11 protein-coding genes are annotated in these 12,580 nt (G+C 55.8%); all 11 read left to right on the top strand.

Annotated features, from left to right (window positions below; genetic code table 11):
• The first annotated feature begins 21 nt into the window (after nucleotides 1-21).
• A complete protein-coding gene (locus AC07O3_RS07065; protein WP_495338927.1) occupies nucleotides 22-825 on the top strand; it encodes a 3',5'-cyclic-nucleotide phosphodiesterase in 804 nt (267 codons plus the stop codon).
• Nucleotides 826-1,032: 207 nt separating this feature from the next.
• Nucleotides 1,033-1,500: a pilin gene (locus AC07O3_RS07060; protein ID WP_495338926.1), complete on the top strand. Its 468-nt coding sequence runs from the start codon at nucleotides 1,033-1,035 to the stop codon at nucleotides 1,498-1,500.
• Nucleotides 1,501-1,603: 103 nt separating this feature from the next.
• A complete protein-coding gene (locus tag AC07O3_RS07055) occupies nucleotides 1,604-3,322 on the top strand; it encodes a PglL family O-oligosaccharyltransferase (protein ID WP_495338925.1) in 1,719 nt (572 codons plus the stop codon).
• Nucleotides 3,323-3,355: 33 nt separating this feature from the next.
• Nucleotides 3,356-5,290 carry a polysaccharide biosynthesis protein gene (locus tag AC07O3_RS07050; RefSeq protein ID WP_495338924.1) on the top strand — a complete coding sequence of 645 codons (1,935 nt, stop codon included), beginning with the start codon at nucleotides 3,356-3,358 and terminating at the stop codon, nucleotides 5,288-5,290.
• Between the two features lie 16 nt (nucleotides 5,291-5,306).
• Nucleotides 5,307-6,587: a nucleotide sugar dehydrogenase gene (locus tag AC07O3_RS07045; protein WP_495339010.1), complete on the top strand. Its 1,281-nt coding sequence runs from the start codon at nucleotides 5,307-5,309 to the stop codon at nucleotides 6,585-6,587.
• Between the two features lie 7 nt (nucleotides 6,588-6,594).
• Nucleotides 6,595-7,545, top strand: coding sequence for a Gfo/Idh/MocA family protein (locus AC07O3_RS07040; protein WP_495338923.1), 951 nt, complete (start codon nucleotides 6,595-6,597; stop codon nucleotides 7,543-7,545).
• The gene (locus AC07O3_RS07035) at nucleotides 7,542-8,126 is read left to right on the top strand and encodes an acyltransferase (RefSeq protein WP_495338922.1); all 585 of its coding nucleotides are present in this window, start codon (nucleotides 7,542-7,544) and stop codon (nucleotides 8,124-8,126) included. Before AC07O3_RS07040 ends, AC07O3_RS07035 begins: the two co-directional genes overlap by 4 nt.
• A gap of 8 nt (nucleotides 8,127-8,134) precedes the next feature.
• Nucleotides 8,135-9,223, top strand: coding sequence for a DegT/DnrJ/EryC1/StrS family aminotransferase (locus AC07O3_RS07030; RefSeq protein ID WP_495339009.1), 1,089 nt, complete (start codon nucleotides 8,135-8,137; stop codon nucleotides 9,221-9,223).
• The gene (locus AC07O3_RS07025) at nucleotides 9,220-10,101 is read left to right on the top strand and encodes an FkbM family methyltransferase (RefSeq protein ID WP_495338921.1); all 882 of its coding nucleotides are present in this window, start codon (nucleotides 9,220-9,222) and stop codon (nucleotides 10,099-10,101) included. Before AC07O3_RS07030 ends, AC07O3_RS07025 begins: the two co-directional genes overlap by 4 nt.
• Nucleotides 10,102-10,117: 16 nt before the next feature.
• Entirely contained in the window at nucleotides 10,118-11,314 is a 1,197-nt protein-coding gene (locus tag AC07O3_RS07020) for a glycosyltransferase (protein WP_495338920.1), read from the top strand.
• Complete coding sequence (locus AC07O3_RS07015; protein ID WP_495338919.1) at nucleotides 11,308-12,579, top strand: lipopolysaccharide biosynthesis protein; 1,272 nt, start codon at nucleotides 11,308-11,310, stop codon at nucleotides 12,577-12,579. Before AC07O3_RS07020 ends, AC07O3_RS07015 begins: the two co-directional genes overlap by 7 nt.
• Nucleotide 12,580 lies beyond the last annotated feature (1 nt).

Below are 12,580 nucleotides of genomic sequence, written 5' to 3'. Positions count from 1 at the left end.
ACACACAAGGGGTCTCTCACAATGCAGGTTCGTGTGCTGGGTTGCTCAGGCGCCATAGCCAAAGACTGCCGCACCACCTCTTTCCTGGTCGACACGGACCTGCTCGTCGATGCGGGCACGGGTGTTGGAGACCTCACGCTCGAAGAGATGGTCTGCATCGACGATGTCGTGCTCACCCACAGCCACCTCGACCACATCGCAGCGCTCCCATTGATGCTCGACGCCGTCGGCAGCCGCCGCAAGCGGCCGCTGCGCGTGCATGCGCTGAGGGCCACCATCGATGCGCTGCGGGCGCATGTGTTCAACAACGTCATCTGGCCGGATTTCGAGAGCATTCCCAGCATCGAGGCGCCGTTCGTGAGCTTTCACGTCATTGCCGTCGGGCAAATGCTGCCGCTGGGTAGCCGTGAGCCCAAGCTGGTCGAGGTGCTGCCTGCGGTTCACACCGTGCCGGCGTGCGGTTTTGCCGTGAGACGGGCCGAAGGCGGTGCCCACTGGGTGTTCAGCGGGGATACCGAGCGCAACGCGCCCTTCTGGGAACGTGTGAATGCGCTCGACGTCGCGATGCTGGTGATTGAAACAGCCTTCAGCAGCCGCGAGCAGGCCCTGGCCGAGCGCAGCCTGCATCTGTCGCCCGCTGTGCTGGCCGACGAGCTGGCGCACATCGGGCCGGGGAAGCAGTACCCGATCTACATCACCCACACCAAGCCCACCGAAACCGACGAGATCATGAGCCAGATCGAGGCGCTGATGGACGAGCAGGTAGCGGGGTTGGCGCAGCGGGACATACGCTGGTTGAAGGCGGATGGGATCCTGACTTGCTGATGCTGGGCGATGCGTTGGCATGACAAATTTGTCACCAAGCGTGGCATCTTGAAGCAACTTGTGTCACATGTCGTAACGACAATGTGATCAAAGTTGACGTGTTCGGTCAGCAGGAGGCTCCGGGGACGGGTGGCACAGATGCTGCGGAAGGTACCTCGCTCCGGGCAGGTTCCCGGGCGTAACAACCAACCAACCTGGAGTTAGTGAATGAACCGTCGTTCTATCGCACGCAATGTGCAAAAGGGTTTCACCCTTATCGAATTGATGATCGTTGTGGCGATCATTGGTATTTTGGCTGCTGTGGCTCTGCCGGCTTATCAGGATTACACCGTGCGCGCGCGCGTAACGGAAGCGTTGGTCATGGCTTCTGGTGCTAAGGCGACTATCGCTGAAAATGCCGCTAACGGCGCTTCTTTGGCTACCGGCGTCGATGCAATTGCCTCAGGCTCTGGCCTCAAGAACCTGAAGACGATGGCGACGGATTCGACCAACGGCACAATTACCTTGGAAACGACCGACGCTGCTGGCGCTTTGACGCTGACACTTAAGCCCACTTCGAATGGGGCTGATTTGGCCAGCGGTACCCTTCCAAGTGGCCCGGTCAAGTGGACCTGTGCTGTTTCGACTTCGGCCAAGAACAAATACGTTCCGACTGAGTGCCGTGTTGGGACCTAATTGGCGTAATTCCGAATTTGATTGCAATTAGTTAAATGAGAGCAGTTGCAGCTATGTAAAAAGCCCCCGAAAGGGGGCTTTTTTATTAATTCAGCGGCATAATATGTTTGTTGGAAATTCCAGAAATGCGTCGGCCGCTATTGCGGTTGGCGGCGTGCTTCTCTCTTTTTCTTGGTTACTCCCAAATCATACTTTACCTTGGCGCGCTTTCCATTCGGATGCCTGGCTGTCCATATTAATAGCTCTTTTTGCCTTTCCGGCAATTTTAAATTGCCAGTCAAAACTTCAATTCCACGCGATGGAGGTTCTGGCGTTGGCCTTGGTGCCATGGCTCTATCTTCAACACGCCATTGGGTTGTTGCCATTTTTTGGGCAAAGTGTAATTTCAGCGAGCTATATCGCAGGCTTTGCCGTAGCAATTTTTGTGGGCCAGCGATGGCAGTTTTGGAGGCCCGAATGGCTCGCTGATTTCTTATTTATAGCAATTGGCATTGCATCAGTAATTTCGGTTGGTCTTCAATTGCAGCAATGGTTAGGCACTGCGCAGGATCAGGCGCTGGATATTTGGGTTGCGACAAGTTCCGTTGGCAACCGTCCCTACGCAAATATGGGACAAGCCAATCAACTGGCTACCTTGCTTTTATGGGGGATCCTCGCCGTAGGCTGGGGAGTACTGGGGAAAAAAATTCGCCCCTGGCTTGGAGTTTTGTTGTGCGCAATTTTTATGTTCGGTGTAGCTTTAACGCAGTCACGAACGGGTGCTGTTGGGGTGTTTGTAATATTGTCAGCATCCTGGTATTGGCGCGCACTGTGGAGTGATTCAATAGCTCGCCCTCGGTTGTATTTGATGGCCGCGGGCCTTTTCTTTTTTGCGCTGATTGGGAGCGTGCGAACAATCAGTCAAGACTTGGTGCTTGATGCACCAAGTTCTATGATGACCCGTGCGAGTGGCGAATTGAGGCCAACGATATGGAGGATTTTTGGAGACGCATTGTCCTTGCGGCCTTGGCTAGGTTATGGCTGGAGTGATGTCTTGCCTGCGCAACTCGCTGTTGCAGAATATCACCCCGCAATGGGGTATTCTTTTTTTCAGTCTCATAACTTGTTCTTGGACTTTTGCCTTTGGGCAGGAGTGCCTCTTGGGGTGCTGATTTCGACAGTCTTGGCGGCTTGGCTGATCATTGCAGCGCGCCGTATAAAATCGCCCGGGCAAGCCATTTATTTTTTAATGGTCGTTGTTATTGGAATTCACTCTATGCTCGAACTTCCCCTCCACTATGCATACTTCCTGCTACCAACTGGACTGATAATTGGGGCATTAACCTCGGATTTGAAAATTTTGAGGTTGGGGGAGATGTCAAAGGAGCGAGGGCGAAACTTCCTTCTGGCGCTGTGGGCAGCAAGTGCAATTTTTTTGGTATTGATCATTCGCGACTATTTTTCTGTTGAGGCGACTTATCAATCAATGCAGCTCCAGCGGGCCGGAATCGAGAGTAAGGCCGCTCTTGGCCTTCCTGATGTTGTTTTGCTCGATCAGCTTCGTGAATCGCAACGCTTTATTCAATTTGAGCCAACCGGAAATGATTCGGCAGAGCAAGTGCAATGGGCTGAAAATATGGTGGCGCTCGTGCCTAGTCCGGCGGGGTTTATGAAATTGGCAATTCTTCTAGGATTGAATGATCGGCCCGTTGCCGCGCAACAATGGTTAACTAAAATGTGTCGCATTGTTCCTCGCGACCAATGTGAAGCCGGGCCTAAAAGATGGTCGCTGGCTCAGGAGAAATTCCCACGTCTTAAATCTATTGATTGGCCAAAGGAATAAGGCAGGATTGCCTGGCGCCCGTGTGAAATTAAGATGAAATACATCGCAGTAAAGAATCAGCTACTGAGCCTGCCTCGATTGAAAAAGCAGGCCATCGTAATTTTCTTGGATGCGATTCTGGCAATCATTTCGATGTGGCTGGCATTCACATTGCGGCTCGACATCTTGCACCGACCAGTAGGCGTAGAGTGGTTCGCGTATGCGTTGTCGCCCATATTGGCGGCTCCTGTTTTCATTAAATTTGGCCTGTATCGTGCTATCTTTCGCTACACAGGCTTGACTGCAATATTGACTACGGGCAAGGCTGTTGCAATCTACGGTGCTCTACTTTTTCCTTTCGTCTGGCTGCTCTATCATTTGGGGGGAATTCCCCGAAGCCTGATTGTGTTGCAGCCCCTTATATTCTTGTTGTTGATCAGCAGTAGTCGAGCCCTAGGCTGGTATTGGTTGCAGGGTGCCGCAACAAAGATACAAAATCGCTTGCTGGTATATGGCGCGGGAATGGCAGGGGCGCAAACTGCCGCTGCACTAAGTGGCTCAAATCAATATTCCTTGGTGGGTTTCATTGATGATGATCCCGCGAAGCAAGGCCGCACGATCAATGGAATTTCCGTTTACTCACCTAACCGGGCACCTAACTTGGTTAAAGAGCTGGCCGTGACTGATGTTCTTTTGGCTTTGCCGAGTGCAAGCCGACACAGGCGGAATCAAATTCTCAGCCAGTTGCAATATTTGCCGGTACGAATTCGGTCACTGCCCGGTTTGCTCGACCTCGCCAGCGGAAAAGTATCGGTAGACAATTTTCAAGATCTGGACATTGAAGATCTGCTCGGACGGGAGCCCGTTGCATCGCATCCTGGAGAGATCAATTTTGGAATGGAGGGGCGAGTAGTACTGGTAACCGGTGCCGGAGGCAGCATTGGAAGCGAACTTTGCCGTCAAATTCTGCTGTCAAAATCCAGCAAACTTCTCTTAATTGATCATAGCGAATTTGCGTTGTATCGCATTCATCAGGAACTCTTGGAACTGGTTGCGGTACGCGATCTGCCGGGGGAACTGGTGCCGCTATTGGCGAATATTTGCAATTTTGAACGGATTGCCGCGATATGTCGAATCCACAAGCCAGCCTTTGTGTATCACGCGGCTGCTTACAAACACGTGCCCATGGTCGAACGTAATCCGGGTGAAGGCGTAGTCAATAACATTCTGGGAACTTTGAATACGGCTCATGCGGCCATCGATGCCGGCGTTGAGCGCTTCGTACTGATATCAACGGACAAAGCGGTCCGGCCCACGAACATCATGGGCGCTAGCAAGCGCATCGCTGAGATGGTGTTGCAATCAATTGCTGAAGGCGAGGGCCATCTATCAGAGAGGTCGAACAATTGGGCTGCGACCGGCGGTAGGGCCAAGCTGACTTGCTTCTCAATAGTCCGCTTCGGGAATGTGCTTGGTTCCAGCGGGAGCGTCGTCCCCCTTTTTAGATCACAGATCGCGGGTGGAGGACCGATTACGGTAACGCACCCCGACGTAACGCGTTACTTCATGACCATCCCTGAGGCTGTTCAGTTGGTTCTGCATGCTGGTGCCATGGCGGAGGGCGGCGATCTTTTCGTACTGGATATGGGCGAGCCCGTCAAAATCCTCGACTTGGCCGAACGCATGGTTGCGCTGTCCGGGCGCACTGTGCGTAGCGATGCTCGCCCAACCGGCGACATCGCGATTACGTTTACCGGCTTGCGGCCCGGCGAGAAACTGTATGAAGAGTTGCTGATCGGGGAGAATCCGCTGCCTACTCAGCACCCCCGTATCATCCGAGCGAGAGAGGACTTCATGGAGTGGCCCGCGCTCAAGCTGCATTTGCGGAACCTCCTGCAGGCGGCGCGAAGCGACAACATCTCAATGATGAAAGATGCGCTTCGCACCTTGGTGCCCGGTTACGTTCCCGAAGGAGTTCCGATTGAATAGCGCGACCTCGGCCGAGATGAAGTTGGCCATCATCGGGCTCGGGTATGTAGGCCTCCCGCTCGCCGTGGCCTTTGGAAAGCTGATGTCCGTCGTTGGCTTTGACACGAATACGCGTCGCGTCGAAGAGCTCAAGGCGGGGCACGACAAGACGCTAGAAACCGCGGCAGCCGACCTGCACGAAGCAACGCATTTCACGCCCACGGCTGATCCGGCTGAACTGCGTGGCTGCAATGTGTTCATCGTGACAGTGCCTACGCCTGTCGACAGCGCAAACCGGCCCGATCTCACGCCGCTGCTGAGTGCGAGCGAGACGGTTGCCAAAGCCATGTCGTTTGGTGCGATCGTCATCTACGAATCGACTGTCTACCCCGGTGCAACCGAAGAGGTTTGCGTCCCAGTACTCGAGAAGTTTTCCAGCAAGGTGTTCAATCGCGATTTCTTCTGTGGCTACAGCCCCGAACGTGTGAACCCAGGCGACAAGGTCAACACGTTGACCAAGATCAGAAAGATTACCAGCGGTAGCACGCCGGAAACAGCGGACGCGGTCGACCACCTCTATAACCGCATCGTCACGGCAGGCACCTATAAGGCCAACAGCATCAAGGTCGCTGAGGCCGCCAAAGTTATCGAGAACACGCAGCGCGACCTGAACATCGCACTGATGAACGAACTCTCGGTGCTGTTCGACCGGCTCGGCATCGACACGCTCGAAGTGCTTGAAGCCGCAGGGAGCAAATGGAATTTTTTGCCCTTTCGTCCAGGTCTTGTGGGCGGCCACTGCATCGGGGTCGATCCGTATTACCTTACCTACAAGGCGGAGCAGGTCGGCTATATCCCGCAGATCATCTTGGCCGGTCGGCGCATCAATGACAACATGGCACGCTATGCGGCGCGCAACACGATCAAGCTCATGCTGCAAGCAGGCATGGATGTGCCGCGCTGCAAGATTGGTGTGATGGGCATCACCTTCAAAGAGAACTGCCCAGACATCCGTAACAGCAAGGTCGTCGACCTCGTGCGTGAACTCCAGACATGGGGCGCTCAGGTTGTCGTGGCCGATCCGTGGGCCAACGCGGAAGAAGTGCAGCATGAGTACGGACTGACACTTGATGTCATCGACGAGCGGCATCCTGTCGACGCCTTGGTGGTTGCAGTTGGACACACCGAGTACCGAGGCATGGCGCCGGGGTTGCTGCGCAGCTACTGCCGTCACGACTCACCTGTGTTGACCGACGTCAAGTCCCTCTACGACAGGCACGAGGCGGCACGCGCTGGCTTCACCGTGTTCAGACTTTGAGAACGACATGAAGAAGAATTTCGCTTTGATCGGCGCAGCCGGCTATATCGCGCCGCGACACATGCGTGCGATCAAGGACACCGGAAATACGCTCTCGGTGGCCTATGACATCAACGACTCCGTCGGCATCATCGACAGCCTGTCACCCGATGCGGATTTCTTCACCGACTTCGAGTCGTTCTACGAGCACGCCCATCGTCTGCGGCGCCAGCAGGCCAAGGCGCTGGATTATGTGTCGATCTGCTCTCCCAACTATCTGCATCATCCGCACATCGCTGCGGGGCTGAGGCTCGGATGCGATGTGATCTGCGAGAAGCCGCTGGTGCCAACGCCGGGCCTGCTCGACGAACTAGCAAGCGTCGAGGTTGAAACCGGTCAGCGTGTCTTCACGATCCTTCAGTTGCGTCACCACGATGCGATCCTGAAGCTACGAAACAAAGTAGCCGCTGCGTCAATCAGCACAAAGTTCGACGTGGACCTGAGCTACATCACTTCGCGTGGTCGATGGTATGCCGCTAGCTGGAAAGGCGATCCGCGCAAGTCGTTCGGAGTTGCAACTAACATTGGCGTGCACTTCTTTGACATGCTGCACTTCATTTTCGGAAGGCTGCAAGCGAGCGTGGTGCACCATAGCGCAGAAGACAAAACGGCAGGCTTCCTGGAATATGAACGCGCACGAGTGCGCTGGTTTCTTTCCATCGACGCTGGTGACTTGCCGACAGAGGTTCAGGGCAAAAAGACGACCTACAGATCTATCACGATCGACGGCGAAGAGCTGGAGTTCTCCGAAGGCTTCACGGACCTTCACACCTTGAGCTATCAGGAGATTCTGACCGGGCGGGGATATGGACTCGCGGATGCGCGACAGGCTGTCGAGACTGTCCACGCCATCCGCAACGCGAAGCCGCAAGCGTCCCATGCCGACAGGCATCCTTTCATGCAGAGGTTGCACGTATGACCGGCGTATCGATGATCCACGCGACCGCCATCGTCGATCCAGGTGCGCAGATCGGTGCAGAAACTCGTGTCTGGCACTGGGTGCACGTCAGTCGAGGAGCCGTCATTGGCGATAGTTGTTCGCTCGGACAGAACGTGTATGTCGGCAATGACGTTCGCATAGGCCGCAACGTCAAGATTCAGAATAATGTCAGCGTATATGACGGCGTCACGCTGGAAGACGATGTGTTTTGCGGCCCAAGCATGGTCTTCACCAATGTCTATAACCCACGGTCAGCGGTGAGTCGAAAGAGCGAATACCGCCGGACGCTGATACGGTGCGGCGCAACTTTGGGCGCGAACTGTACCGTCGTTTGCGGCGTGACCATCGGACGCCACGCATTTGTCGGCGCCGGGGCTGTCGTGAATCGCGACGTGCCCGACTTTGCTTTGATGTTGGGTGTGCCTGCCCGACAGTCGGGCTGGATGAGCCGGCACGGTGAGCGCCTCGAATTCGTCGGCAGCGTTGCAACTTGCCCCGCAACTGGGGAGAAATACATGCTACGCGCCGGTGAGTGCGTGGCAGTAGAGGACTTGGCATGAGCGAGAAGATCGAGTTCGTCGACCTCAAGTCTCAATACAGGGCATTGAAAGTACAGATCGATGAGCGAATTCAGCGCGTGCTCGATCATGGCCAGTACATCATGGGCCCAGAGGTGGCCGAGCTGGAAAGCAAGCTAGCCGCATTCACCGGCGCCAAGTATTGCATTACTGTGGCAAGCGGAACCGAGGCGATCCTGATCTCGTTGATGGCAATGGGCTTGAGGCCCGGTGACGAGGTGATCACCACACCGTTCACTTTCGCGGCTACCGCCGAGATGATCGTGCTGCTTGGCGGCAAACCTGTGTTCGTTGACATCGAGCGCGACACTTGCAACATCGACGCAAGCCTCATCGAGGCGAAGATCACGGCTCGCACGCGAGCCATCATGCCGGTGAGTCTGTATGGTCAATGCGCCGACATGGACGAGATCAACGCGATCGCCGCCCGTCACGGACTTGCGGTAGTCGAGGATGCTGCTCAAAGCTTCGGCGCAAGCTACAAGGGACGCAGGAGCTGCAATCTCAGCACGTTCGGGTGCACGAGTTTCTTTCCAAGCAAGCCGCTAGGCTGCTACGGGGATGGGGGCGCGATCTTCACAAGCGACGATGAACTCGCGCAGGCGTGTAGAGAGATTCGGGTGCATGGGCAGAGTGAACGATACGTGCACACGCGTGTGGGGGTCGGCGGGCGGATGGACACTATCCAGTGCGCTGTAGTGCTTGCGAAACTGCAGCGGTTTGAATGGGAACTCGGGCGTCGCCGCGAGCTAGGTGCTCGTTATCACCATCTGTTGTCCAAAGTTCCGGTCTTGCCCGTTTCCGTTCGTACCGACCGAGATTGTGTCTGGGCGCAATACACCATACTTGTCGAGAAACGGGCATCGGTGCAGGAGTCGCTGCGTGGCCAGGGCGTGCCGACGGCGGTGCACTATCCCATTCCGTTGCATCGTCAGCCTGCTTACCTGACACATGAGCCGGACGACTGCCCTCGCAGTGTCCGTGCCGGAGAGCAAGTCATGAGTCTGCCGATGAGTCCCGATCTGACGCAACAGCAGCAGGATCGCATCGTGCAGGCGCTGCAACGCGTGATGCGATGACTGTGCGGCCTCGCATCATCGGTGAATTGCGTCGCAACGATTCCGCGCAGCGGATGCGCATTGCACACATCGGCCGCTATCTGACACGGCTCGGCGATCGACATTTGCATGCGGGCCTTCCGCAGCTTGCGGTCTTTGCGTTTGACCATATTGGTCAAGCGGTTGCGTTGTGGGGGCGGTACGAGCGTGATGAATTGACCCTGCTGGCGAATGCCGTGAAGCCGCATCTGGTCAATGGTGGCGTTTGTCTGGATGTTGGCGCAAACATTGGAAATCACGCCGTATTTTTTGCAGGCCACTTTGACGAGGTCATCGCATTCGAGCCGAATCCCCGGACGTTTCGATTGCTCCAAATCAATGCTGAGCTGTGTCCGAACATTCAATGTATCAATGTGGGCTTGTCGGATCAGAGTGGCATTGCCATTCTCTCGGTGCCTGCGGGGAATATCGGCATGGCTACCTTGCATCAAAGCGCCAACCACCTTGAGCAGACTGTCGAGGTTGAATGCAAGTTGCGTCGGATGGATGATCTCCCCGATATCGCGGGGCGTCGCGTTGCACTGATCAAAATCGACGTCGAAGGGCATGAACTCGCTGTCCTTCAAGGCGCATGTCAAACTCTTTTGCGCGACCGACCCATCGTCGTTTTTGAGCAAACTGCAACTGAAATCAAAGATGGCCGTTCGGTAACGATCGACTATCTTCGGGACTCGGGCTACCGAACGTTTTGGACCATCACGCGTTCACCGGACACGGGGTTGCGACTAGCCGATTTGTTTCGGCGATTGTTGTGGGGTGAGAGCCTTCAAATGGTCGAGTGCCGGCATTTCGAATCTCGATTTCATTCAATGATCGTTGCATTGCCATCGACCTCATGAGGAGCGTTGGTGTGCGATGAATGTGTTTGTCATTCCGTCGTGGTATCCAAGCTCGACGAGCCCTGTCTCCGGGATCTTTGTACGCGCGCAAATCGATGCGTTGGCAGCACATCGCCCCGACTGGAATTTCATCGTCAGTACATGGGGGCACCACGACAGCGCCCTGTCGGTGCGCGATGCGGGCGCGAGTATTCGCGCCTTGCGTTGGCGTTGGCGTCATCGCGGCCTGCAATGGTTCCGGCACCCTCACGGATGGGAAGTGCGAACTGCGGCGCTGAGTTGGACACTGGCTGCTGCGGGTGGCGGAGTACGCAAGTTGCTCGCCGCTTCGCGCCGCAATTTGTCTGCTGCGACGGCGCGCTTCGGGCCTATCAGCCTGATGCATGCTCATGTGGGGTTTCCCGCCGGTTGGATTGCAGCGCAACTTTCTGCCGAGACGGGAATTCCCTATGTATTGACGGAACACATGAGCCCGTTTCCATTTCCCGCGCTTGTTTCTAATTCGAGATCAATTCGGGCACTTCGGCTGGCGTTTGAGCGTGCTGCGGCGGTCATTGCTGTCAGCACGTCATTGCAGGAGAAGATTCATGCGACCGGGCTGCCATGCGGCCATGTGATCGCCAACGTGGTTGACGATCGTCGTTTTATTCCCGGTTGCACTGTGAGACAACCGTTTGTGTTGTTCACATTGGCAGCGATGACGCACCAAAAAGGCATCGATACGCTCTTGCGCGCGCTGGCCTTGTGGAACCCGCTTTGCGGGGACGTTGAACTTCGAATCGGCGGCGATGGACCCATGCTTGCCAGCTTCCAGCGCTTGAGTGCCGAATTGGGTGTCGCCGACCGCGTGAGATGGCTTGGGCGCGTTCGACCTCAGGATGCGCCAAGCCTGTTTGCACAGTGCGATGCTTTTGTTCTGGCCTCACGGCATGAGACGTTTGGCGTGGTGCTTGCCGAGGCGATCACATGCGGCAAGCCAGTCGTGGCCACGAAGTCGGGCGGTCCGCAGTCCATTGTCAAAGACATCAATGGACGGCTTGTCGATGTTGATGACGTTTCAGCCTTGGCTCGTGCGCTGGAGTGGATGAGTGGGCACGTCATGGAATTCGATGCCGTTGCGATCCGCTCGGACGCAATCCAGCGGTTTTCACCCGGTGCAGTTTCCAGAAAGTTGGAAGCTCTCTACGAGTCAGTGATCGGCCGCACATGCTGAATTGGGGCAGGCTCGCTTGGTGGAGGCGCGAAGGGCGCCTTCTGCACGACACGGTGGTCCTATCGTCCGGGATGCTGGTCGCACAGGCCGTAATGCTGCTTGTCGCGCCCATATGGTCAAGGCTGTATTCCCCGACTGATTTCGGCCTCTTCGGGCTATGGACGGCCGTCTCCAGCATTGTTTCCATGCTTTTGACGCTTCGCCTGGAAACCGGGATCGTTGTGTCGCAAGACGATGTCCATGCACGCACATTGGCTCAAGTGTGCTTGTGGCTTGCCTGTACGTGTGCAACCGCACTGATTCTGCTTACGCTCGCGGTGCCAAGACATTGGATACAAGTCGTCGGCCTGGATTCGCTCGGCTTCTTGCTTCAACTCGCAGTAATCGGTGGGGCGCTGTCTGCCGCGTTGGGAACACTACAGTCCGTCGCCAATCGGAATAGCAATTATCGCTGGATGAGTTTGTCACGAGGCGGGGGAGGACTTGTCACTGCGTTTGGTGGAGTGATCCTTGGTCTCGTGGGCGTTGGATCGGGTTTGGTCGTCTCACAGCTTGTGGCCGTCGCGGTCGGCTTGCTCGTCATCATGCTGGGGCTGGGCAAGGGCTTTCGCTTCTGGGCACCAAGCGTCGGTTTTGCACAGGTGCGAAAGACCATCCACGAGCATGCCGATGCCCCTCGCTTTCTGTGGCCGGCGGCGTTGCTGGATGTTTTGACGCAGCAGCTACCGTTGCTGTTGATCGCGAAGCTGTATGAGCACGAATTGGTGGGGTATTTCAGTCTGGCATGGCGCGTGATCGCAGTCCCGCTCTTCATGATCTCAGGTGCGGCCGGCAGTGTTTTTTTTCAACGCATGTCCGCGTGCTCCGATAAACCTCATGAAATGCGAGAACTTCTACTGAAATCTTGGCGGACATTTGCTTTGCTTGGCGCAGTGCCGTGCACGTTGCTACTGCTTTGGGGGAAACCAATTTTCGGCTGGGTGTTTGGATCTGAATGGGAAAGCGCGGGCGGTATGGCTTCTGTAATGGCCCCGATGCTCTGGGTCATGTTCATCAGCTCTGCGACATCGACCAGCCTAATTGTCTTGAGACTCCAGAAGTGGGCACCGATCTTCGGCTTGGCGATGCTTGTATACCGGCCGCTTGCCTTTTGGATTGGAGCTCGCTCTAGCAGCCTGGAACTCGCTTTGTGGATCTGGGTCTTGACGGAAATTGTCGTGGTCGCCCTATACAACTTGCTAATCCTAAGAAAGCTCCGGTTCTGAT

It is taken from the genome of Variovorax sp. GW821-FHT09D05, assembly GCF_059416325.1.
Note: the sequence above shows the minus strand (reverse complement) of the source record. Positions and strands in the feature narration are given on the sequence as shown.

Bases quoted from the DNA above. Each gene is read 5' to 3' on its own strand.
- AC07O3_RS07065 (WP_495338927.1), top strand. From the start codon at position 22: ATGCAGGTTCGTGTGCTGGGTTGCTCAGGCGCCATAGCCAAAGACTGC.
- AC07O3_RS07060 (WP_495338926.1), top strand. From the start codon at position 1,033: ATGAACCGTCGTTCTATCGCACGCAATGTGCAAAAGGGTTTCACCCTT.
- AC07O3_RS07055 (WP_495338925.1), top strand. From the start codon at position 1,604: ATGTTTGTTGGAAATTCCAGAAATGCGTCGGCCGCTATTGCGGTTGGC.
- AC07O3_RS07050 (WP_495338924.1), top strand. From the start codon at position 3,356: ATGAAATACATCGCAGTAAAGAATCAGCTACTGAGCCTGCCTCGATTG.
- AC07O3_RS07045 (WP_495339010.1), top strand. From the start codon at position 5,307: ATGAAGTTGGCCATCATCGGGCTCGGGTATGTAGGCCTCCCGCTCGCC.
- AC07O3_RS07040 (WP_495338923.1), top strand. From the start codon at position 6,595: ATGAAGAAGAATTTCGCTTTGATCGGCGCAGCCGGCTATATCGCGCCG.
- AC07O3_RS07035 (WP_495338922.1), top strand. From the start codon at position 7,542: ATGACCGGCGTATCGATGATCCACGCGACCGCCATCGTCGATCCAGGT.
- AC07O3_RS07025 (WP_495338921.1), top strand. From the start codon at position 9,220: ATGACTGTGCGGCCTCGCATCATCGGTGAATTGCGTCGCAACGATTCC.
- AC07O3_RS07020 (WP_495338920.1), top strand. From the start codon at position 10,118: ATGAATGTGTTTGTCATTCCGTCGTGGTATCCAAGCTCGACGAGCCCT.
- AC07O3_RS07015 (WP_495338919.1), top strand. From the start codon at position 11,308: ATGCTGAATTGGGGCAGGCTCGCTTGGTGGAGGCGCGAAGGGCGCCTT.